The 21,859-nt window shown below is 70.6% G+C and carries 22 protein-coding genes; 11 read left to right on the top strand and 11 right to left on the bottom strand.

Annotated elements, in window-relative coordinates; genetic code table 11:
• The first annotated feature begins 79 nt into the window (after window positions 1–79).
• Complete coding sequence (locus ACVCAG_RS08210; RefSeq protein WP_440083092.1) at window positions 80–763, top strand: response regulator; 684 nt, start codon at window positions 80–82, stop codon at window positions 761–763.
• Window positions 760–2,019 (top strand): ATP-binding protein, encoded by a 1,260-nt coding sequence (locus tag ACVCAG_RS08205; RefSeq protein ID WP_440083091.1) that lies wholly within the window; start codon window positions 760–762, stop codon window positions 2,017–2,019. Before ACVCAG_RS08210 ends, ACVCAG_RS08205 begins: the two co-directional genes overlap by 4 nt.
• A gap of 24 nt (window positions 2,020–2,043) precedes the next feature.
• On the opposite strand, the gene ACVCAG_RS08200 is transcribed toward ACVCAG_RS08205, so the two are convergent.
• Complete coding sequence (locus tag ACVCAG_RS08200; RefSeq protein ID WP_447189640.1) at window positions 2,044–3,906, bottom strand: CheR family methyltransferase; 1,863 nt, start codon at window positions 3,904–3,906, stop codon at window positions 2,044–2,046.
• 31 nt (window positions 3,907–3,937) lie between these two features.
• Complete coding sequence (locus ACVCAG_RS08195; protein WP_440083089.1) at window positions 3,938–4,945, bottom strand: chemotaxis protein CheB; 1,008 nt, start codon at window positions 4,943–4,945, stop codon at window positions 3,938–3,940.
• Between the two features lie 84 nt (window positions 4,946–5,029).
• On the opposite strand from ACVCAG_RS08195, the gene ACVCAG_RS08190 reads away from it, so the two are divergent.
• The 3 genes from ACVCAG_RS08190 (at window position 5,030) to ACVCAG_RS08180 (ending at window position 7,162) form a co-directional block, all read left to right on the top strand.
• Window positions 5,030–5,896 (top strand): STAS domain-containing protein, encoded by an 867-nt coding sequence (locus ACVCAG_RS08190; protein WP_440083088.1) that lies wholly within the window; start codon window positions 5,030–5,032, stop codon window positions 5,894–5,896.
• A 153-nt stretch (window positions 5,897–6,049) separates the two neighbouring features.
• Window positions 6,050–6,655: a hypothetical protein gene (locus tag ACVCAG_RS08185; protein ID WP_447189639.1), complete on the top strand. Its 606-nt coding sequence runs from the start codon at window positions 6,050–6,052 to the stop codon at window positions 6,653–6,655.
• Between the two features lie 117 nt (window positions 6,656–6,772).
• Window positions 6,773–7,162, top strand: coding sequence for a PepSY domain-containing protein (locus tag ACVCAG_RS08180; protein ID WP_447189638.1), 390 nt, complete (start codon window positions 6,773–6,775; stop codon window positions 7,160–7,162).
• Here ACVCAG_RS08180 and ACVCAG_RS08175 read toward each other — a convergent pair whose 3' ends face one another.
• The 5 genes from ACVCAG_RS08175 to miaA form a co-directional block, all read right to left on the bottom strand.
• Window positions 7,163–7,843 carry an HNH endonuclease family protein gene (locus tag ACVCAG_RS08175; protein WP_440083085.1) on the bottom strand — a complete coding sequence of 227 codons (681 nt, stop codon included), beginning with the start codon at window positions 7,841–7,843 and terminating at the stop codon, window positions 7,163–7,165. It abuts the gene before it with no gap.
• A gap of 203 nt (window positions 7,844–8,046) precedes the next feature.
• Window positions 8,047–8,805 (bottom strand): SDR family oxidoreductase, encoded by a 759-nt coding sequence (locus ACVCAG_RS08170; RefSeq protein WP_440083084.1) that lies wholly within the window; start codon window positions 8,803–8,805, stop codon window positions 8,047–8,049.
• Between the two features lie 231 nt (window positions 8,806–9,036).
• The gene (locus ACVCAG_RS08165) at window positions 9,037–11,313 is read right to left on the bottom strand and encodes a tetratricopeptide repeat protein (protein WP_440083083.1); all 2,277 of its coding nucleotides are present in this window, start codon (window positions 11,311–11,313) and stop codon (window positions 9,037–9,039) included.
• Window positions 11,314–11,396: 83 nt separating this feature from the next.
• Window positions 11,397–12,203 (bottom strand): diaminopimelate epimerase, encoded by an 807-nt coding sequence (gene dapF, locus ACVCAG_RS08160; RefSeq protein WP_440083082.1) that lies wholly within the window; start codon window positions 12,201–12,203, stop codon window positions 11,397–11,399.
• Between the two features lie 72 nt (window positions 12,204–12,275).
• Window positions 12,276–13,181 carry a tRNA (adenosine(37)-N6)-dimethylallyltransferase MiaA gene (gene miaA, locus ACVCAG_RS08155; RefSeq protein WP_440083081.1) on the bottom strand — a complete coding sequence of 302 codons (906 nt, stop codon included), beginning with the start codon at window positions 13,179–13,181 and terminating at the stop codon, window positions 12,276–12,278.
• 73 nt (window positions 13,182–13,254) lie between these two features.
• Between miaA and ACVCAG_RS08150 the strand changes: the two genes are divergently transcribed.
• The gene (locus ACVCAG_RS08150; RefSeq protein WP_440083080.1) at window positions 13,255–13,680 is read left to right on the top strand and encodes an Rv0909 family putative TA system antitoxin; all 426 of its coding nucleotides are present in this window, start codon (window positions 13,255–13,257) and stop codon (window positions 13,678–13,680) included.
• A 42-nt stretch (window positions 13,681–13,722) separates the two neighbouring features.
• On the opposite strand, the gene ACVCAG_RS08145 is transcribed toward ACVCAG_RS08150, so the two are convergent.
• The 4 genes from ACVCAG_RS08145 to miaB all read right to left on the bottom strand — a co-directional run bounded on the left by ACVCAG_RS08145 (window position 13,723) and on the right by miaB (window position 17,562).
• Complete coding sequence (locus tag ACVCAG_RS08145) at window positions 13,723–14,238, bottom strand: methylated-DNA--[protein]-cysteine S-methyltransferase (protein ID WP_447189637.1); 516 nt, start codon at window positions 14,236–14,238, stop codon at window positions 13,723–13,725.
• Window positions 14,239–14,335: 97 nt separating this feature from the next.
• On the bottom strand, window positions 14,336–14,998 hold the full coding sequence (locus ACVCAG_RS08140) for a hypothetical protein (protein ID WP_440083078.1): 663 nt from the start codon (window positions 14,996–14,998) through the stop codon (window positions 14,336–14,338).
• A gap of 199 nt (window positions 14,999–15,197) precedes the next feature.
• Complete coding sequence (locus ACVCAG_RS08135) at window positions 15,198–15,737, bottom strand: hypothetical protein (protein ID WP_447189636.1); 540 nt, start codon at window positions 15,735–15,737, stop codon at window positions 15,198–15,200.
• A 331-nt stretch (window positions 15,738–16,068) separates the two neighbouring features.
• A complete protein-coding gene (gene miaB, locus ACVCAG_RS08130; RefSeq protein WP_440083076.1) occupies window positions 16,069–17,562 on the bottom strand; it encodes a tRNA (N6-isopentenyl adenosine(37)-C2)-methylthiotransferase MiaB in 1,494 nt (497 codons plus the stop codon).
• Between the two features lie 172 nt (window positions 17,563–17,734).
• On the opposite strand from miaB, the gene ACVCAG_RS08125 reads away from it, so the two are divergent.
• The 5 genes from ACVCAG_RS08125 to ACVCAG_RS08105 all read left to right on the top strand — a co-directional run bounded on the left by ACVCAG_RS08125 (window position 17,735) and on the right by ACVCAG_RS08105 (window position 21,800).
• Window positions 17,735–18,415, top strand: a complete 681-nt coding sequence (locus ACVCAG_RS08125) for a Uma2 family endonuclease (RefSeq protein WP_447189718.1) — start codon at window positions 17,735–17,737, stop codon at window positions 18,413–18,415.
• Window positions 18,416–18,495: 80 nt separating this feature from the next.
• Window positions 18,496–19,251: an ATP-binding cassette domain-containing protein gene (locus ACVCAG_RS08120; protein WP_440083075.1), complete on the top strand. Its 756-nt coding sequence runs from the start codon at window positions 18,496–18,498 to the stop codon at window positions 19,249–19,251.
• A 50-nt stretch (window positions 19,252–19,301) separates the two neighbouring features.
• Window positions 19,302–20,123, top strand: coding sequence for a glutamate ABC transporter substrate-binding protein (locus ACVCAG_RS08115; protein ID WP_440083074.1), 822 nt, complete (start codon window positions 19,302–19,304; stop codon window positions 20,121–20,123).
• 61 nt (window positions 20,124–20,184) lie between these two features.
• On the top strand, window positions 20,185–20,853 hold the full coding sequence (locus ACVCAG_RS08110; protein ID WP_344749856.1) for an amino acid ABC transporter permease: 669 nt from the start codon (window positions 20,185–20,187) through the stop codon (window positions 20,851–20,853).
• Window positions 20,850–21,800, top strand: a complete 951-nt coding sequence (locus tag ACVCAG_RS08105; RefSeq protein WP_440083073.1) for an ABC transporter permease subunit — start codon at window positions 20,850–20,852, stop codon at window positions 21,798–21,800. The genes ACVCAG_RS08110 and ACVCAG_RS08105 overlap by 4 nt, the downstream gene beginning before the upstream one ends.
• The last annotated feature ends 59 nt before the right edge of the window (window positions 21,801–21,859 follow it).

Genomic DNA, 21,859 nt, shown 5'->3' with positions numbered 1-21,859 from the left:
ACCGGAAACGATAAGACAACGCTAAGGAGCCGTTAACCCGCTTTTGACGCGGTACGGAAGGGGGCTAACGTGACGGCAAATGTCGAACGTGCTGCTCATCGAGGACGACGTCGCGATCCGCACCTCCCTCACCCGGGGCCTGCGCGACCGCGGCCACGCCGTGTCGTCCGCCCCCGCCGCTCTCGACGGCCTGCGGCTGGCCGTCGAGGAACGCCCCGACCTGGTCGTCCTCGACCTCGGTCTGCCCGACATGGACGGCCTGGACCTGCTGCGGATGCTCCGCGCGGTGAGCCGGGTCCCGGTGATCGTGGCGACCGCGCGGGACGGCGACGCGGAGATGGTCAGGTTGCTGGACGCGGGTGCCGACGACTACGTGGTCAAGCCGTTCAGCGCGGCCCAGCTCGACGCGCGGATCCGGGCGGTGCTCCGGCGGGTGGCCGGTGAGAGCCGCGCCGACAGCGCGGTCACCGTGGGGGGCCTGCGGATCGACCCGCGCACCCGGGAGGCGACCCTGGACGGGACGCCGCTGGATCTGAGTCCCCGGGAGTTCGACCTGCTCCACTACCTGGCGGCCCGGCCCGGCGAGGTGGTCACCAAGCGGGAGCTGCTCACCCACGTCTGGCAGATCCCCTACGGGGGAGCCGACAAGACGGTGGACGTCCACCTCTCCTGGCTGCGCCGCAAGCTGGGCGAGACGTCCCAGGAGCCCCGCTACCTGCAGACCGTCAGGGGTGTCGGCGTGCGACTGGCCGCCCCGGCATGAGGCGCTGGCTGACCCTGCTGGTCGCGGCGACCACCTCCCTCGTGCTGATCGCGCTGCTGGTCCCGCTGGCCCTGCTGGTCCGCACGGTGGCGGTGAGCGGGGCGGTCAGCGAGGCCGAGAGCGAGGCCGAGTCGGTGGCGGTCGTGGTCGGCGCGGTGGACACCGAGACCCTGCGGCTCACCGCGGAGCAGGCCGAGCATCCGGTCACGGTCTTCCTCCCCGGCGGCGAGGTGATCGGCGATCCCGCCCCGCGCTCCGCCGCCGTGGAACTGGCCTCCCGCGGTCGCAGCGTCACCGCCGCCGCCCCCGGCGGGCGGGAGATCCTGGTCGCGGTCCAGGGGGCACCCGGGGGTACGGCGGTGGTCCGGGTGTTCCTGGACGACGGCCGCCTGACCAGGGGCGTGCCCCAGGTCTGGGCCGGGCTGGCGGCGCTCGGCCTGGCCCTGGTCGGGCTGGGTGTGCTGGTCGGCGACCGGCTGGCCCGCGCGGTGATCAGGCCGATCACCGCGCTGGCGGGGGTTTCGCACCGGCTCGCGGCGGGCGATCTGTCAGCCAGGACGGAGCCCGACGGCCCTCCGGAGGTGCAGGCGGTCGGCGTCGCCCTCAACCACCTGGCCGAGCGCATCACCGGCCTGCTCGCGGAGGAGCGGGAGAGCGCCGCCGACCTGTCCCACCGGCTGCGCACCCCGCTGACCGGGCTGAGGCTGGAGGCGGAGTCGCTGGCCGATCTCGAGGAGTCGGCCAGGATCGAGGCGAGGGTGGACGCCCTGGAACGCGCCGTCACCTCGGTGATCACCGAGGCCAGGCGGCGGGGGCGTGAGCGGGCCGAGTGCGACGCGGCGGCGGTGACCGGGGCGCGGGTCGCGTTCTGGTCGGTGCTCGCCGAGGACCAGTCGCGGCACTTCACCCTCGAGCTGGCCCCCGGCCCGCTGCCGGTCGGGGTCGCCGCGGACGACCTCGCCGCCTGCGTGGACGCCCTGCTCGGCAACGTGTTCGCGCACACGCCGGAGGGGGTCTCGTTCTCCGTACGGCTGGAGGCGACCGGCGGCGGCGCGCTGCTGACCGTCGCCGACGCCGGTCCCGGCTTCGCCACGCCCGACCCGTCGCAGCGCGGCGAGAGCGGTGCCGGGTCGACCGGTCTCGGCCTCGACATCGCCCGCCGGACGGCGGAGTCGGCGGGTGGCTCGCTGTCCCTGGGGGCCTCCCCCGAGGGCGGGGCGAGCGTGATCCTGTTCCTGCCCGCCGTCACGCCCTGAAGCCGGGGACGGGAGGCCGGCCTCCTACCCCTGCCGAAGGAGGTTCATCACCATGATCACTCCATGGGGCGACATGTCGTCGGTGTGCAGGCGGGAGAGCTCGACGTTGAGCCGAGCGGGGCGCCCCCTCCGGTTCACGCCGTCCAGGGTGACACCGTCGGCGCGGCCGTTCCCCGGCTCGGGCCCCGCCTCCAGCATCCGCTGAGCCCTGGTCAGAAGCTCCCCGACGGGAAGGCCGATGTCGAGGGAGGCCAGCCGGCAGCCGATCGCCTCGTCGGCGCGGAGCCCCCACAGCTCCTCGGCTCCCGGGCTCCAGACCAGCACCCGCGTGTCGGTGTCGATCACGGCCACGGCGTCGCCGAGGCTGCGCACCACCGAGGAGACGAGGAGGGTGGCCCGCTTGAGCTCGTCACTGCGGGAGTTGAGGGTGTCGTTGATCTGCTGGAGCTCGTCGTTGGTCGACTGCAGCTCCTCGTTCATCGTCTCCAGCTCCTCGTTCGTGGACTGCAGCTCCTCGTTGGTGGTCTCCAGCTCCTCGTTCGTGGACTGCAGCTCCTCGTTGGTGGTCTCCAGCTCCTCGTTGGTCGACTGCAGCTCCTCGTAGGCGTGCTCCAGCTCCCGGTTCGTCTGCTCCAGCCGGTCGCGGAGCTGGCGGTAGCGCGTCACGTCGTGGAAGGTGACGCCGACGCCGACCAGCTCACCGCCCGGTTCCAGGAGCGGGACGACGGCGATGTCGAAGACGCTCGGCTCCGGCGTGTTCGGCCGGTGCCAGGTGACGTCCTGCAGCTCGGCGACGCGCAGGTCCAGCTCCACCTGCTCGATCACCGAGCGGAGCTCGACCGGCCGGTAGGACACCTCCAGGTCCTGGAACGGCCGCCCGATGTCTCGGGGGTTGAGGTTGAAGAGCAGTTCGGCGCGCGAGTTCGCCAGGGCGAGGTTCCTGGAGCGGTCGAGCGCGATCTGCGCGACCGGGCCGGTGGCGAGCGCCGCCGCCTGCAGCACCGTGTGCCGCACGTACGGGCGGGTCTGCGCCACGCCGGCACCGGGGGCCCAGGTGGTCCGGCTGCCCGGCGGCGGCGATCCGATCTTCTTGAACAGCCTCATCCGGAGGTTCACCGGCTCGAACCTGTCTCCGTGGTTCAGCAGCATCTCCGCCTTGCCCAGGAAGAGGTAGCCGGGGTCGGAGAGCGCGAAGTGGAACCGGCGCACGACGCTGAGCTGGGTCTCGCTGTTGAAGTACATCAGCGTGTTGCGGGCCAGCAGGAGGTCGACCCGGGAGATCGGCGCGTCGCGCGTGAGATCGTTGCGACCGAAGATCAGCTGGCGTCGCAGGTCGCGCCGGAACCCGAAACCGGCCTCCACCGGCTCGAAGTAGGTCTGGCGCAGATCTTCCGGCACCTCGGCGAGCTGCCGCTCGCTGTACACGGCCGCCCGCGCCGTCTGGAGGGCCTTCTGGTCGAGGTCCGTGGCGTATATCTTCACCCGCTCGCGGAAATCGTCCATGCCGAGCTGTTCGGCCAGCACCATCGCGAGGCTGTAGGCCTCCTCGCCCGTCGCGCAGCCGGCGCTCCAGATCCGGATCACCTTGCCGGGCCCCTTGCTCGCCAGCAGGCTGGGGATCACGGTCCCGCGGAGCGTCTGCCAGGCGGCCGGATCGCGGAAGAAGGCGGTGACGTTGATCAGCAGGCTGTCGAAGAGCCGGTTGAACTCCTCGGGTTCCAGCTCCAGATAGTCCCGGTACTCGCCGTAGTCACGGAGCTTGAGCGCCTCCAGCCGCCTGCTGATGCGGCGCATGAGGGTGGTGCGCTTATATCCCGTGAAGTCGAAGCCGCGCGTCTCCTTCAACATGAGCAGGAGATCGTCGAATTCACGTTCGTCGCCGGGCATCACACTGCCAGCCTAGGCCCGTCACCGACCGCTACGTGAGGGCAAGGGTGTCCCCGGTGCCGTCGATGCGGCTTTGTAGCATTCGCATCGTCTCCAGTGCCTGCCTGGTCTGCTCGGCGTCCTCCAGCAGGCGCTGCGACGAGTGTTTCCTTCCCTGCAGCTGCGCGCGCTCCAGCATGCGCTCCAGCATGCGCAGCCGCTCCTCCAGCCGCAGGACCGCCGTCCACAGCGCCCGCTCCACGGCCTCGGCCTGGCTCGCGGCCATGCCCTGCGGGGACCACCCGTGTCCCACCCGGCAGCCGTAGTGGGCCTCTCCGCCGTTCTTCGTCTCGTACACGGGCCCGCCGCACTCCGGGCAGCTCAACCCTGTGAGATCGCCCCCGTACGGGCCGATCTCACCGGATAACAGGTAGAGGGCGATCTCCTTCTCGATGCCCGGATCCTTCACGACCTCGTCCTCGACGATCGTGCGGCTCTGCCGCACGATCCACTCGGCGATCTCCTCCACCGCGAACGCCTCCGCGCTCCGTGCCGCGGCCAGGGCGGCGCGGGGCATCCCGTCGAACGCGCTCTGCCGGGGATCCTGGACGGCGACCGCGCCGAGGTGGCGCTCCACCACGGCGCACCCCCTCGCGCCGTCGTCGAGCGTGCCGCTCAGCACGACGGCGAGCGTACGGGGACCCCCGTCCAGCGCCGCGCTGAGGAACAGCGGGTCCGCGGCCGGCCGGTGACCGTTGTAGCGAGGGCCGCGCGAGAGCCTGATCGCGCCGTCCCGGACCATCAGGTGGCGGTCAGGAGGCGCCACGTAGACCCGGCCGTGTCGCAGGGACTCGCCGTCTCCCGCGGCGGTGGCCTCCAGCGGCCCGGCCCGGTCGAGGATCCCCGCGAGACTGCTCTCCGCGCGGGGGGGCAGGTGCAACACCACGAGGACGGAGGCGGCGAGATCGCCGGGCAACCGCGCGAGCAGGGCACGCAGAGCCTCCACACCGCCGGCCGAAGCCGCGACGACCACCACATCACGCCCGCTGGAACCTGCCACATTTAGCTTCTATCCCGTCGGGACCCATTCATACTGGAGAACCGTAGGATTGTCGGCGGGGCCTCCGAAAGACCCTTGAAGGGTATGGCCAATATGGATATGTCGGTGTATGTCATTCACCAATATGGTGATACTGCTCTGGTGGCCGTGGTGGGCGAGATAGACGCCTTCAACTACCGGCTGCTGGAGTCGGAGCTGGAATCTCTCATGCTCGGAGGCGCACGACACATCCTCGTGGACGCCGGCGAGCTGCTTTTCTGCGACGTCAGCGGGGCCCGGGTGCTGGAGCGGATTCACGAGGGTCTCCGCGCGGCCGGAGGAGAGCTGTTCGTCGTCCCCTCCCCGACCGTGATCCGGCTGTTCACCGTGCTCTGGGGAGCGCAGGAGCCCAAGCACCCCGGCCTGGTCGACACCTCCGGCATGGACGCTTTCCCCGGAGTCCCGTCCCTCCCCCCGCGGCACGTCCCGGTCCTGCGGCGCATCGGCGGCAGGCGCCGCACCCACCGGGACGCCACCGGGCGCGCCGGGATCCCGGATTCCGAGAAGCCCTCCCCACGGGACGCCACCCCGCCGGAGCACACCTCCCCCTGGGAGCGGGAGAGCACGACGCTCCGGGGGCGCATCGCCTCCCTTACGGAGAGCACCGCGTCCCGGGCCGAGCCGGACCCGGGGCACCTGCCCGCCGAACGCGCGGCGCACCCGGCGCTGGAGAGGGCCGCGCGCCTGAGGCGGGAGGCGGCGGCACGCCTGGAGACGCTCCGCCTCCGGACGCAGACGACCTGCGCGACGCTGGTCGAGATCCACGAGCGGAGGGCCGCCCTCCAGGCCGGGCTGGACACCCACCTCGCGATGCGGGCCGCGGTGAGGCTGGCCTGCGACGACCACGCCGAGCGGGCGAAGGCGGATCGGGCGCGCGAACTCGCCGCCTCCTTCCCCGCAGGATCCGGCTGAGGCGCACCGCGGCCGGGTCGCCGAGCGGATGATCAGGCGCCTTCGCGGTTATCCGCGGCCATGCCGGAAAGCATGATGTCGTGACTTTTCCGCTTCCCTGAGGGAGGGGAATTCCGCTGAGCCGCTAGCGCGGCTCCACGAAGGGCAAGCCGTATGGCGGGTGATCCCGAGATCCACGACAGCTCAGACGCCCACGACGAACCACAGGACGAGCGCCGCGAGGCCCGCAGGGAGTGGAGCGAGCGCACGCGCGAGCGCATCGCCCAGGCCGGCGAGCGGGCCGGGCAGGCCGCCGAGCGCCGGCACGAACTCGCCCGCGGTGAGACCGCGCCGGTATCACGCGCCTCCCCGTCACCCCCGTCCCCGCCGTCCCCGTCGTCCCCGTCGTCCCCCGCGCTTCCCTCGTCCTCCGGCTCACTCCCACCCCCAGAGTCGCTCTCGTCGCGCGCCGAGCGGACGGACCAGGCCGGCGCCCACCTGGGAAAGGCGCGCCTGCGGGCCGACCAGGCCAGGGAGCGCGCGACGGCCGGATACCGGTCGGCGGCCCAGGCCCACCGGAACGCGGCCGCGAGCCACGACCGGGCCGCGGCGGCGGGGAGCGGGGACGCGGAGACCCACCGGCTCCAGGCGCTGACGCATCGCCGCCAGGCCGCAGCCGACGAGCACCGGGCGTCCATGGCCGAGCGGGCGGGCCCCGATCTCCGGAAAGACGACCCCGGGGATCTTCGAAAAGACGACCCCGGGCGAACCGGCCCCTGATGCGGTGTGCCCGAAGTGGCGTAAGAAAACGCGCCGGAATTCAGCGGCGGGCCGAACTCGCCTTTGGTTAACGGTCCCTTAGCGCGCCCCTAGCAAAGTCTCCGAAAATCTTGGCATATGACACGAATTGCCAGGATTACTGTCGGAACCCTCGCCGCCGCCGCCCTCCTGACCGGTGGAGGCGGCATCGCTCTCGCCGCGCAGACGGACAGCGCGGCGATCACCGCCACCGCGGCCGGCACCGGTACGACCGGTGCGACCGTGACCGGCGCCACGGGCACGGCCGCCGCACCGGTCACCACCTCGGCGGGCATCTCCTCCCGCGAGGCCGTGCAGATCGCCAAGAAGCGCGTTCCCGGCGCGCGCGTCAGCAAGGTCGAGCGCGAGTGGGAGCACGGCCGGCGGGCCTGGAAGGTCGAGCTGCACAGGGGCGCCTGGGAGTACGACGTCTACGTGTCGGCGAAGACCGGAAAGATCATCAAGTTGAAGCGTGACTACGACGACTGATCAGCAGGACTTGAGGACGGACTCCATGGCGTCCTTCTCGCCGGACGTCACCCACAGGTCGTATCTGACCTTCACCCTGATCTGGCGCTCGACGTAGGGGCACCGGTAGGCGCGGCGCGGCGGCAGCCAGGTCGCCGCGTCTCCGGCGCCCTTCTGGCTGTTCAGCGGCCCGTCCACGGCCAGCAGGTTCAGCGGGTCGTTGGCGAGTTCCTTCCGCTTGGACTCGGACAACTGCTGGGCGCCCTTCTGCCAGGCGTCGGCGAGCGCGACCACGTGGTCGATCTGCACCGCCATGCTGGTCCGCGTCCCGCGCTCGAACTTGATGGTCTTGCCGCTGTACGGATCCTCGAGAATTCCGGACTGCACGACGCAGCCGTCCTCGCCCTTCTTGAAGACCTCTTCCTTCAGGTCGCGAATGAGAATGTCGTTGCGGGTGTCACAGCCGTTCCCGTCGACGTCCGACCACGCGGAACCGAATTCGTCGCGGTCGAACCCGGTCATCGAGGCGCGCCCCTTGACCTGCAATTTCTTCAGATCCTTGAGCGCCTCGGACGCGGATTTCCCCCCGCCGGAGGACTGCGCCCCGTCGTCCACACCTCCGCCCGGCACCGGGCCGCAGCCCGCCACCGTGAACGCGATCGTCGCGACGACCACACCTCGTACCAGCGCAGTCCGCACCATGCCACCTCTCACGTGCATCACTCTCTGAAGCGGCAAATTACCTCAGATAACGTCCTCAATCTTAAAAGCCTCAAGCAGTCTTTGGGGGGACGCGAGAATTTCCGGCGCATCAATCCACGCCTTAACGACATCCCTCATATGACCTGCGCAAATACCCTCACATGCGCGCCACGATCACCGGACCAGGTGACCACCCCCGGAGATCAGGTGATCAGGATCCCGCCGTCGACCGGGATCACCGCACCGGTGACGTACGAGGCGGCGTCCGAGGCGAGGAAGATCGCGGCGGCGACGAGCTCGGCCGGATCGCCGGGGCGCTTCATCAGCACCCGGTGCTCAAGGTGCCAGGTCAGATAGCCCTCGGCGTACTGGTCGGTCATCTCCGAGGCGAAGAAACCCGGCTCAAGGCAGTTGACCCGGATGCCGCGCCGTCCCGTCCACTGCTGGGCGAGATCGCGCGTGAGGCCGACGACCCCCGCCTTGGAGGCGCTGTAGGCGGCCTGCGGCAGCCCGGCGGTCGTCTCGCCCAGGATGCTCCCGACGTTGACGATCGAGGAGCCCGGCCGCATGAGCCTGGCGCAGGCCTGCGCCATCCAGTAGGTGCCGTGCAGGTTGACGTCCACGACCTGCCGGAACTGCTCGGGCGTCTCCTTCAGCGCCGGGACCGCCGAGCCCACACCCGCGTTGTTGATCAGGACGTCCACCGCGCCCAGCTCGGCCACCGCCGCCTCGGCCAGCGCCTGGCAGTCCTCCGGCCTGGTCACGTCGGTGACGAGGGCCACACATCGCCTGCCGGTCTCCTCGACCAGGGTGCGGGTCTCCTCAAGGCGGTCCTTCCTGCGGGCACCGATCACGATGTCCGCGCCCGCCTCGGCCAGGCCCCTCGCGAACGCGACCCCCAGTCCGGAGGACGCCCCGGTGACGATCGCGACCTTGCCGTCCAGCCGGAACCGTTCCAGCATCCGGATTCTCCTTCGTCCGCCCAATGCGCCGAATGAGATTCTAGTGACCACGACGAGAATCGCCCGTGAGGAGTCTCCTCACGGGCGACGCGTTGTCCTGTGCAGCCGATGGTCCGAGCGGTCCGGACGGTACGGCTTCCCGGGCTCCGAGGTGGTCAGGGAGGAGCCGCCTCCCCCTTTCGGAGACCGGACGACGCCACGGGCCGCCGGGCGCGGCCGTGGCGAGCCGTCCTACAGGCCGTACTCCTTGGTGATCCTCTCGTGCCGCTCCACCTCGACGTCGACGGCCTTGGCCAGGTCGAGCCAGGCCAGCGGGTGCACCCAGCGCTCGGTGGCGTCGTCCAGAAGCGCGTCGAGCTCGACCGGGCTGACGTCCGGCGGGACCGCGATCCAGCCGAACACTCCGGGCAGCGGCTCGCCCGAGGTCGGGTGGTTCACGGTGTAGTTGTCGTCGCTGTAGACCCACATCGGCCAGCCACGCTCGGCCATGACGTCGTTGAACTCCGTCCAGTCGGCCTGACTGGGAGCGGCGCCGTCGAAGAACCAGCTGGTGTAGCCGCCCGGACGGAGCATGCTGACCGCGGCGAAGGGCGGGACGAAGTTCTCCTGCTCCTCGGCGCTCTCCGGGATCGGCTCGAGCAGCTGCGGCTCGAAGACGACCAGGTCACCCGCGTTGTACTCCATGCCGGGAGGCTGGGGGATGGCCAGGCGCGCCGTCGCGGGGCCGGTGCGCACGCTCAGGACCTGGCGCTGGCTGCCGTCGGGGGCGGGAAGGATGATGCGCACCAGGCCCATCTCCTCCTCGATCGGCCCCTCGCTCGACTGCAGCGGCATCCCGATCTTGGCGGCGCCCAGACGGACGGTCTCCCAGTCTTCGGCGGCCGTCGCCATGACGACCATCCGCCAGACGTCCTGCTGCTCGATCTCCCCGGAGTCGAGGAGGTCGCGCAGGATGCCCGCACCCTTGGCGTTGTCGCCGAGCTGCTGCACCGCGGCCGACCACAGGCGGGCCGCCTCGATGCCGCCGCCCGCGGCGAACGCCGCCTCGCCCTCGGCCGCCGCCTGCTCCCAGCGCTCCCGCGCGGTGTACAGGCGGCCCAGGGCGAGGTGGCGCTGCACGTCGGGCAGCCGCTCGGCCATCTGCTCCAGGCGCTCGTCCTGACGCGCCTCGATCAGCAGGCCACTGAGGTACGCGGCGTCCTGCGGGTCGGCGTTCTCGATGTCGCCGGACTCGACCAGCATGGTCCAGTAGATGTCGGCGCCCCTGGCCGGGTAACCGAGGAAGCCCAGCGTGGTGGTGTGGCGCCGGGTGGCCTCCACGTCACGGCCGGACAGCGGGGTCAGCCAGCCCACCCAGCGCTCCGGGTCGGCGTTGAAGCCGTCGGCGGCGTCGAAGGAACCGACCAGCTCGGCCTCGGGGCCCGGAGCCGGAAGCGGGGTGGCCTCGTCCGCGGCGGTGCGCAGCTCGGCGACCCGCTCGGCGATGTCGCCGGGGTTCCTGAGCTCGCCGGCCGCCGACTCCGCGAGGTCGGCCAGGAGGCGCGCCTGCCAGAGTCCCTGGCGTGCGACCGCCAGGTGCCCTGCGACGAGCGACAGCTCGACCCGGGCGCGGTAGCCGCCCATCATGGCGAAGTAGTCGATCCACTGCTTGAGCACCCGGCCCAGCTGCCAGGTGTTGGTGATCTGCGCCGTTCCGGCGAGCGCGCGGACGGCGTACGACCACTCCACCCAGACGCGGGGGTGGTCGCCCACCACGTCGAGGTCGGGCAGGGCGTCGACGGACTCCTGCACCCGGTCGAGGGTGGCGAGCACGAGCGCGCGGAGCACTCCCTCGCGGTGCTCCTTGGCCACCGGGTCGTCGGGCTTGAAACCGGTCGCGGCGTCGAGCGCGGTGAGCGCGTCCTCGGCGCGGCCGGCGGCCAGCAGCGCGCGGGCCGAGGCGGCCCCCAGCTCCCAGCTCGCCTCGCGGCCCGCGCCGCCCAGCGCCGCCACCGCGGTCTCGGCGTGCGAGATCGCCTCGTCGACACGGCCCGCGTCGACCAGCGCCGCGACGTAGTGCTCGGCGACGGAGGCGAAGGCCAGCGAGTCCGGCTCGACGTCCAGCGCCGAGAGCGCGGCCAGCCGCTCGGCGGCGTAACCGGGACCGTCGGCGTTCGCCTGCGCGATGGCCAGCGCCACGACGGCACCGGGCACGGCCGGGCACTCTCGCACGTCCTCCCGCTTGGTGAACTCCACCAGTGTCTCGGCGTCGGCGATCGCGACCGTCCCCTGCGCGCGGTTGCCGACGCGGCCGACCAGGTGCCAGTAGCGGGCGTAGAACTCCAGCCAGGGCAGCCGCAGGTTCTCCGCCTGCTGCGCGATGGCGGGCGCGAGCACGTCGAGCTGCGCGTATCGGCCTTCCAGCGCCTGCGCGGGCACGTCTCCGATCGCCATAGCCAGACCGGTGTTACCTGCTTCATGCAGTTGCCGCTGGGTGTCGCCCACCCAGGCCCAGATGTCCACGTCCATGAGACGTCAGTCTGCCAGGTCGGCGAGCATGCCCCAAACGGCTTGGCGAACACCAGGGCGAAGCGGCAGGTGGCGCGCACGCCTCAGAGCGTGACCTCACCGGACGCGACGAGGACGGCGGGACCCGCCAGGTAGCTGGTGCGCTCGTCGAGGGTGACGGTGACGGTGCCGCCGAGCACCTCCACCGCCCAGGTGCCGCTGGTCTCACCGGCCAGCCGCGCGGCGGCCACGGCCGAGGCGACGGCGCCGGTGCCGCAGGACCTGGTCTCGCCCGAGCCGCGCTCGAAGACCCGCATGACGACCCGGCGCGCGCCCACCGGATTGAGCAGCTCGATGTTGACCCCGGCGGGGAACACCTCGGGGTCGAACGCGGGCTGGTGGCTCAGGTCGAGCTGGGCCACCGGGTCGCCGGTGACGCAGGCCAGGTGGGGGTTGCCCATGTCGACGTGGAGACCCTCGTACTCGTGGCCCGCGACGGTCGCGCGGCTCGACCCCAGCACCCGGGGCGGGCCCATGTCGACGGTCACGTCACCCGTCTCCGCGAGCCGCACCCGCTTGACGCCCCCCCTGGTCGCGACGCCGAACTCCCCCGGCGCGGCGAGACCCGTGTCGACCAGGTAGCGGGCGAAGAGCCGCACCCCGTTGCCGCACATCTCGGCGACGCCGCCGTCGGCGTTGCGGTAGTCCATGAACCACTCGGCCTCGCCCGCCTGGCCGGACACCTCCGGGCAGAGCTTCGTCCGCGTCACGCGCAGCACGCCGTCCGCGCCGATCCCCGCGCGCCGGTCGCACAACGCCACCACGAGCGTCGCGGGCAACTCCAGCTCACCGTCCGGGTCGGGGAGGATGACGAAGTCGTTCTCGGTGCTGTGTCCCTTCGCGAATCGCATGTGACCAACTCTATCCAGGCACGCGTCCGCCCCCGCCGCCCCGCCCCGGCCGGTCTCCGGTCCGGGGAGCGGTCAACCGCGGATCGCGGCGAGCGCGCGGCCCAGGAGGTCCGGTTCCCGCTGGGGCAGCCAGACCACGCGGGGATCGCGGCGGAACCACGACTCCTGACGGCGGACGAACCTGCGCGTCGCCCGTACCGTCTCCTGCTTCGCCTCCTCCTCGGTGCACTCACCGCCGAGGAATCTCAGCACCTGCGCGTACCCGAGGGCGCGGCTGGCCGTACGGCCTCCGGCGAGCCCGCGCGCGGCCAGTTCCCTGACCTCGTCCACCAGCCCGGCCCGCCACATGTGCTCGACCCGTGCCTCGACCCGGGCGTCCAGCACCTCCCTGGGCACCTCCACCCCCAGCTGGACGCTGTCGTAGACGGCGTCGTACGACGGCATCGTGGCCGAGAACGGCCGGCCGGAGATCTCGATGACCTCCAGGGCCCGGACGATCCTGCGCCCGTTGCCCGGGAGGATGGTCTCGGCGGCCTTCGGGTCGCGCTCGCGGAGCCGCTCGTACAGCGGGCCGGGGCCGCGCAGGTCGAGTTCGGCCTCCAGCCGGGCGCGGACCTCCGGGTCGGTTCCGGGGAACTCCAGGTCGTCCAGGGCGGCCCGCACGTACAGCCCGGATCCGCCCACCAGGACCGGCACGATCCCCTTGGCCCGCAGGCCGTCGATGATCGGCCGGGCCAGCGACTGGTACTCGGCCACGCTGGCCGCCCTGGTCACGTCCCAGATGTCCAGCAGGTGGTGAGGCACCCCCCTGCGCTCCGCCACGGAGAGTTTCGCCGTCCCGATGTCCATTCCTTGGTAAAGCTGCATGGAGTCGGTATTGATCACCTCGCCCCCCAGTTCGAGGGCGAGATCCACGGCCAGGTCGGACTTTCCGGCCGCGGTCGGGCCGACGACGGCGATGACGGGTAGCTGAGGCACGGGGTAAGTCTGCCAACTCCCCGGGTATGGATGAGAAACGATGCGTCCTCGCATCGGAATTGGGGGATTCACCATGTCGATCCTCGACAAGGTCAAGCACATGCTGGGCGGCGGCGCCAAGACCGAAGAACTCGCCAAACAGGGCATCGACAAGGCGGAACGGATCGCCAAGGAGAAGCTGGGCGGAAAACACGCCCGGCGCATCGACACCGCCGCGCAGAAGGCCAGGAAGATGGCCGACAAGATCAACGAACCGGACACCAGACCCCCGGGCACGACACCCGCGCCCGGGCGGGACGACAGCACGTCCGGTCCCGGCCGGCCCGGCACGACACCCGAACCCGGCCGCGCCACGCCTACCGGACGCGACGACGGCACATCGGATCCCGGCCGGCCCGGCACCACGCCCGCGCCCGGCCGCGCCACGCCTACCGGACGCGACGACGACACGTCCGGTCCCGGCCAGCCCGGCACCACGCCGCCGCCCTACGGGCCTTAGGCGGCCGGCGAGGCCGATCACAGGTCCCGGCCCCGGTCCCGGTCAGTCCCAGTCGAGCATCGGCTGCAGGTAGCCCTCCAGGGTGAGCAGCCGGCGCTTCGACTCCACGCCGTCGCCTCCGCTGAACCCGCCGAGCCCGTTCCCGGCGACCACCCGGTGGCACGGCACGATGACGGGGACCGGGTTGGCTCCCATGATCGACCCGATGGCCCGCGCCGGCACACCCGTCCCGCTGCGGGCCGCCAGCTCCCCGTAGGTCACCACCTTGCCGTACGGAACCGTCTCGTAGAGCGTGCCGAGCACCCTGCGCTGCACCGGCGAGGTCAGCCGCCAGTCCACCGGAACCCCGAAGACCCTCAGCCTGCCCGCGTAGTAGTCGCCCAGCTCGCCGAGCACGGCCGCCGTCATGCCTGGGTCGTCCGCCTCCTCCAGCCCCAGCCGTTCGAGCAGGCGGGCCCTGAACCGGGACGGCTCCTCCCAGCCCACACTCGCCACACCGTCCTCGGTCACGGCGACGGCCATGTCCCCCAGCGGTGTCGGAACGCTCCCGAACGCCACGCTCCCCGCCATCGGCCTCGTGCCCCCTTCGCGAACTCGTCGTCCCCGGCGCCCCGGGCACCGTCCTCTCCCGCCACCGTAACCACTGCGGGCGGGGTCACTCCGTCCAGCGGGCGGCGAAGTAGCCGACGCCGTAGGGCGCTCCGTCGTAGAGGATCTCACCGCGCAGGGCGCTCCCGCACCCGCCGAGGACCTGCAGGGCCGCGCGACCCGCGACCCACAGCTCGGCGGCCTCGCCGGGGTCGAGCGCCGGGACCTCGCCGCGGGCGAGCGCCTCGACGATCGTCCTGTCGTACGGTTTCGCGCGAGGGTCCAGGTATCCGGGGGACTTCTCGGTGAGGCGGGCCGAGCCGTCGGCCATGACGAGCATCGCCACGCGACCGGCCGTGGCCGCCAGCCGCTCCCCCAAAGCCGCGCACTCCCCCGGAGCCGCGTCGAAGGAGATCGCGTGGAATCCCGAGGCCGTCAGGTGCTCTCCTTCGAGGAGCCGGCGGCCGATCGTCAGGGACAGCGGCAGGACGGGCTCCCCCTCGCCGCTCCGGACGTCGACACCCCAGGGCGCGAGGCTCCCGGCGGCGTCCGCGCCGTACGCCGCGGTCCGGTCCGCGCCTCCCACCACCACGATCTCGTCGGCGTCGCGCAACGCCCCGATCGCGGCCGCGCAGGCCGCCCTGAGGTCGTCGAGCTCTGCGGCCGCGGTCCCGGCCAGCTCGGGGACCAGCAGCGGGGGATGCGGGCACACGGCCGCGGCGACAAGCACCTCGCCAGACTAACGGAGCCCTGCCGGCGGAGCCCTCTCCGGGAACCGCCCCGCCGTCTCGCGGCTCACAGCGAGAACGGCCGTGCGGGACAACAGCTTGCGGGGTACCGGAACGCGGCGGGGCACGGTGATCCACTCACCGTGCCCCGCGCGCCGAACGGGTCCGGCGGACCGGAGACGTCCGGCTTTCCGATCCCGGTCAGTAGCCGCCGACGGGCCCCTGGGGATGTACGTAGCCGGCGGGGTCGTCGGTGCCGGAGTCCTGCGGCCGCTGACTGCTCTGCGGCTGCTTCGACGGTTCGTCCTTCGAGGGCTTCCCGGCGGCCGACTCGGCTCCGGGATCGCTCTCGTCCGCCCCGCCGGCACCTGCACCGGCACCGGAGTCGGAGTCGGAGTCGCCGCCTCCGGTGGACGTGTCACCGGCTCCGGAGGCGGCGTCCGCCTCCTTCTCCGGCTTCTGCTTCGTGGCCTGCGGCGGGCTCTGGTCCGGTGCGGGCTCCTGGGACGCCTCCTGGGCGCTGTCCGGCGCCGGCGGCACCCGGGGGCCGTCGCCCCCGGCGTTCATGAAGGCGAAGACGGCGCCCCCGCCCAGGAGGGCGGCGGCGAGGACGGAGAAGACGGCTATGGCCAGGCCGTTCATCCGCTGGGGCTTGCGCTTGCGAGGCTTCTTGGGCCCATCGGCGGGGCCGACGAGGATCTCTGGCTCTCCGGGACTGCCCGGGGATGGAGGGACGTGCATGAGGAAGAACTCCCTGCGGCTCTCGGGGGGAAACCTCCACGGCTTCCGAGGGTGCCGAACCACAGTAGTCACAGGAGGGAAATGCTCGCACATCAATCACAGGCGAATCACGAAATATCATTCTTTGAGGAAGCCGCGGCAACCCCGTGCGCATACCCCCTGGCAGGGACGGCGGTGTCGCCGGAATCGCCGTCGCCGCCGGGGATTCCGATGATTCGATCATGGGCCCGCGCCATGCGGAGGAGCGCCTTCGAAAAAGACGCCGGAAGACCTCGCCCGAAGGGAGAAACCGGGAGAGGTGCTTCCGGCGCGGCACCCGAAGGACGGAACCTCAGGAGACGGAGCAGCCCGAGGTCTCCGGGAGCGGGGCGGGACGGCCGATCGAGGGCATGCCCAGCATGACCCCGGAACCGGCTCCGGCCGGGGCGCCCTGGCGGGCCTCCCAGGCGTCGCCCGCGCGGGTACGGCGGAGCCTCAGCGCGGGGCCGTCGGCGACCAGGTGGTGCGGTGCCGCGTACGTGACCTCGGCACTCACCACGTCACCCGGACGCGGGGTCTCGGCACCGGGGGCGAAGTGCACCAGGCGGTTGTCGGGGGCCCGCCCGGACATGCGGTGGGTCGCCTCGTCCTTGCGGCCCTCGCCCTCGGCGACCAGCACCTCGAGCGTCCGGCCGACCTGCTTCTTGTTCTCCGCCCAGGAGATCTCGGTCTGCAGGGCGACGAGCCGCTCGTAGCGCTCCTGCACGACCTCCTTGGGAACCTGGTGGTCCATGGTGGCGGCGGGCGTACCGGGCCGGATGGAGTACTGGAACGTGAAGGCGTTGGCGAACCGCGACTCGCGCACCACGTCGAGGGTGGCCTGGAAGTCCTCCTCGGTCTCGCCGGGGAAGCCCACGATGATGTCGGTGGAGATCGCCGCGTCGGGCATGGCCGCGCGGACCCGCTCGATGATGCCCAGGTAGCGCTCGGCCCGGTAGGAGCGGCGCATGGCCTTGAGGACCCGGTCCGAGCCCGACTGCAGCGGCATGTGGAGCTGGTGCATCACGTTGGGCGTCTCGGCCATCGCCGCGATGACGTCGTCGGTGAACGCCGCCGGGTGCGGGCTGGTGAAGCGGACCCGCTCCAGGCCCTCGACGTCGCCGCAGGCCCGCAGCAGCTTGCCGAAGGCCAGCCGGTCGCCGAACTCCACGCCGTACGTGTTGACGTTCTGGCCGAGGAGGGTGATCTCCAGCACGCCCTGGTCGACCAGGGTGCGCACCTCGTTGAGAACGTCGCCGGGGCGGCGGTCCTTCTCCTTGCCGCGCAGGGCGGGCACGATGCAGAACGTGCAGGTGTTGTTGCACCCCACGGAGACCGACACCCAGGCGGCGTAGGCGGACTCGCGCTTGGTCGGCAGCGTGCTCGGGAAGGTCTCCAGGGATTCCTTGATCTCGACCTGGGCCTCCTGCTGGACGCGCGCCCGCTCCAGCAGCACCGGCAGCGAGCCGATGTTGTGGGTGCCGAACACCACGTCCACCCACGGCGCCCTGCGGACGATCTCCCCCTGGTCCTTCTGCGCCAGGCAGCCGCCCACGGCGATCTGCATGCCGGGGTTGCCCACCTTCGAGGGGCGCAGGTGGCCGAGGTTGCCGTAGAGCTTGTTGTCGGCGTTCTCCCGTACGGCACAGGTGTTGAACACGACCACGTCGGCCGTCTCCCCCTGGACGGCCGGGACGTATCCGGCGTCCTCCAGGAGGCCCGACAGGCGCTCGGAGTCGTGCACGTTCATCTGGCACCCATAGGTACGGACCTCGTACGTGCGGGCGCTCTCCACGGTGGCAGTCATCTCACGACAAGGGTAGGCGCTCCGCCGAACCTTCAGGTACGCCCCCAACCCGTCGGACTCCAGGTAATCGATTGATCACGCAGCGTCAATCCTCTCGCTAAGCTGGGGCTCCAAAGCCGCATGCGAGAATTAGGACTCGACCGACAGCTGAGAGTGGTGAGCCACGGTGGCGATGCTCGTGCAGACCTCGGAGGCCCCGGTGAAGGCCAAGAAGCCCGTCAAAAAGCCCTCCAAGAAGCCCCGCAAGAAAACAGCGGCACCGAAGACGGCCTTCTGGGAGACTCCCGGCGAACTCAGCCTCGACGAATGGTCCGAGCTCAACTCGCGAGACGACGGCGGTCGCTACGAGCTCATCGACGGGAGCCTCATCGTGTCCCCCGCCCCACCATTCAGACACCAGCGCATCGGAGACCGTCTCCAGACCTATCTGGAGACGGTGACGCCGGAGGATTTGATCCCCGTTACCGCGACAGGCCTTCTCCTGGATCGCAAGCCCGGCGTCATTCCCGATCTGATGGTGGTGGAGGCGGCGCCTTTCGAAGAGGGCGCGGAGGTCGCACAGCCCGAGTGGGTCCACCTGGTGGTGGAGATAGTCTCCAGGTCCACCACGGCCACGGATCGGATCATCAAGCACGCGAAATACGCAGAGGCGGGCATTCCCTACTTCTGGCGGGTCGAGATGAAGTCATTCCGAGGGCAGGGATCCGACGAGCTCCCGGTGATCTTCACGCACGCGCTCGACGAGAACGGCGAGTACCAGCTCATCCACCGCGTCGCCGCCGGGACGACCGTGGAACTGACAGAACCCTTCAAACTCACCCTCGACCCGGCTACGCTGGGCAGGGTCCGATGATCAAGGCGTGAGCAGGCCGTGATCTGATCGGTACCGCAGGGTTAGCCCCAGGTGCCCTTTACAGAATTACGTTGTCCACCATGACGGAGAACGGGGACAAGACTCCTCTGGTCGTGCTCGAAGGCGTCAACAAGCACTTCGGCAGCCTGCACGTCCTTCGGGACATCAATCTGACGATCTCCCGCGGCGAGGTCCTCGTCGTCATCGGCCCGTCGGGCGGCGGCAAGTCGACCCTCTGCCGGACGATCAACCGGCTGGAGGCGATCGACGAGGGAACCATCACCTTCGACGGGCAGCCGCTCGCGGTCGAGGGCAAGACCCTGGCCAAGCTCAGGTCCGAGGTCGGGATGGTTTTCCAGTCCTTCAACCTGTTCGCGCACAAGACGATCCTCGAGAACGTCACCCTCGGGCCGATCAAGGTTCGTGGCATCGCGAAGGCCGAAGCGGAGCGGCGGGGCATGGAGTTGCTGGAGCGGGTCGGCATCGGCGCCCAGGCGTCGAAGTACCCCGCGCAGCTCTCGGGAGGCCAGCAGCAGCGCGTGGCGATCGCCCGCGCCCTGGCCATGGACCCCAAGATGATCCTGTTCGACGAGCCGACCTCGGCGCTCGACCCGGAGATGGTCCAGGAGGTGCTCGACGTCATGATCGGCCTCGCCCAGGAGGGCATGACGATGATGGTCGTCACCCACGAGATGGGCTTCGCCCGCCGCGCGGCGAACCGCGTGGTGTTCATGGCCGAGGGCCAGATCGTGGAGGAGAACACCCCCGAGGAGTTCTTCACCAACGCCAGGACCGGCCGGGCCAAGGACTTCCTCTCCAAGATCCTCACTCACTGACGGCTCTGCTCATCCCTGATATGTCCCTGATGAAAGACGAGGTAGCAAGAATGCGTGTACGTCGTATTGGAGCCGTGGTGATCGCAGCCGCGGCGGCGATGGCCGGTCTGACCGCGTGCGGCGACGACGCCGGCGGCGGAAGCGACAAGTTCGTCGTGGGCATCAAGGTCGACCAGCCCGGTCTCGGGCAGAAGCAGCCCGACGGCTCCTTCAAGGGATTCGACGTCGACGTTGCCCGGTATGTCGCCAAGGAGCTCGGCTACACGGACGACAAGATTGAGTTCAAGGAGGCCATCTCGGCCAACCGCGAATCTTTCATCCAGCAGGGCCAGGTCAACGCCGTGATCGCGACCTACTCGATCACCGACGACCGCAAGAAGAAGGTCTCCTTCGCCGGCCCGTACCTGGTCACCGGCCAGGACATCCTGACCCGGGCGGACGACACCACGATCAACAGCGTCGAGGACCTCAAGACCAAGAAGGTCTGCGGCGCCCAGGGCTCCTCCTCGCCCGCCCGCCTTGTCGAGAAGTTCGGCGACGAGTGGAAGAGCGGCTTCCTCACCGAGCAGCAGGGCTACGGCGCCTGCCTGCCGCTGCTGGAGAACAAGCAGGTCGACGCGATCTCCACCGACGCGACGATCCTGGCCGGCTTCGCCACCCAGTCCCCCGGCAAGTTCCGCCTCGTCGGCAAGCCCTTCTCCGAGGAGAAGTACGGCATCGGCCTGAAGCTGGAGGACAAGGAGACCCGCGAGAAGGTCAACGCGGCCGTCGAGAAGATGTTCAAGGACGGCGCCTGGAAGAAGGCCATCGACGCCAACTTCGGCGAGTTCGGGAAGTTCTTCACCACCCCGCCGACTGTCGAGCGCTACTGATTCGGTCACACCTCGGCCGGGGCGTGCAAGCGCCCCGGCTCTGTGACCTCTGGAGGGATGAGTGCAGGCACTCTTCGATGAATTCCCGGTCATTCTGGGCGCTTTCTGGTTGACCATCCGGCTCACCCTCGCCAGTGGGCTGGTGGCGCTCGTGCTCGGGACGATCCTCGCGGGCATGCGGGTCAGCCCGCTGCCGATCCTGCGCGGGATCGGTACGACCTACGTGAACGTCCTGCGGAACACCCCGCTCACCCTGGTGATCGTGTTCTGCGGGCTGGGCCTCGGCCTCGTCCTGGACGTCTCGTTCTCCGAGAGCCTGTCCACCAACTACCTGTGGCTCTCCATCATCGGCCTGTCCGCCTACACGGCGGCGTTCGTCTGCGAGGCGATCCGGGCCGGGATCAACACGGTCCCGGTCGGTCAGGCGGAGGCGGCCCGCGCCATCGGGCTCACGTTCGGCCAGAACCTGAGGCTGATCGTGCTGCCCCAGGCGTTCCGCGCGGTGATCGCCCCGCTGGGCAGCATCCTGATCGCGTTGACCAAGAACACCACGATCGCCGCGGCCATCGGGGTGGGTGAGGCGTCCCTGACCATGAAGACGCTGTTCGAGGCGCACGGCGACGCGGTCATCCAGATCTTCGCCGGGTTCGCGCTGGGCTTCCTGATCCTGACCCTGCCGACCGGACTGCTGTTCGGCTGGCTGGCCAAGCGCCTGGCGGTGGTCCGATGACCGCGGTCACCACCGAGCGGCCCCCGGCGCGCAAGCGGCGCGTCGAGAGTTCCGAGCGCGTCAGCGTCCTGTACGACATTCCCGGCCCCAAGGCCCGGATACGCAACAACGTGCTCACCGTGCTGGTCATCCTCGCCGTGCTGTTCGCGGTGTACGTGATGGTGACCAAGCTCGGCGAGAAGAACCAGCTCAGCGCCGAGTTGTGGACGCCGTTCCTGCGCGGCGACGTGTGGGTCAACCTGATCCTGCCCGGCCTGGTCAACACGCTCAGCGCCGCCGCGGTGGCCGCGCTGATCGCGGTGCCGTTCGGGTTCGTCTTCGGCATCGGCCGGCTCTCGGCGAACGCCTGGATCCGCCGCGCCTCGGGTGCGGTCGTCGAGTTCTTCCGGGCGATCCCGCTGCTGATCATGATCTTCGCGGTGATGTTCGGCGGGAGCGCGGTCTTCGGGCTCACCGTGACGCCCTTCTGGGCGGTGGTGATCGGCCTGGTCCTGTACAACGGCTCGGTGCTGGCGGAGATCGTGCGGGCGGGCATCCTGTCCATCCCCCGGGGGCAGAGCGAGGCCGCGCTCGCGGTCGGCCTGCGTCCGGGCCAGGTGATGCGGATGATCCTGCTGCCGCAGGCGGTCACGGTCATGATGCCGGCGATCGTGGCGCAGCTGGTGGTGCTCCTGAAGGACACCGCTTTGGGCTTCATCGTGTCGTTCGAGGACCTGCTGAACGCGGGGGCGCGCGTGCTGCCCTCCAACTTCAACAACATCATTCCCGCCGTGATCGTCATCGCGATCATCTACATCATCATCAACGTGATGGTGGGCGCCGTCGCCACCTGGTTGGAGAGGCGGAGCCGGCGCAGCAGGAAGACCGCGGCCAAGCCGATCGCCCGGCCCGACTCGCCGACGGCGGTCGAGGGCGGCCTCGGAACCCCCACCACCCCCGCACCGTAGAAGCACGGCAGCCGAAGGGCGGTCACCGGATCCGGTGGCCGCCCTTCGCGTGCCGGGCG

The sequence above is a fragment of the Streptosporangium sp. G12 genome, assembly GCF_052983175.1.
Note: the sequence above shows the minus strand (reverse complement) of the source record. Positions and strands in the feature narration are given on the sequence as shown.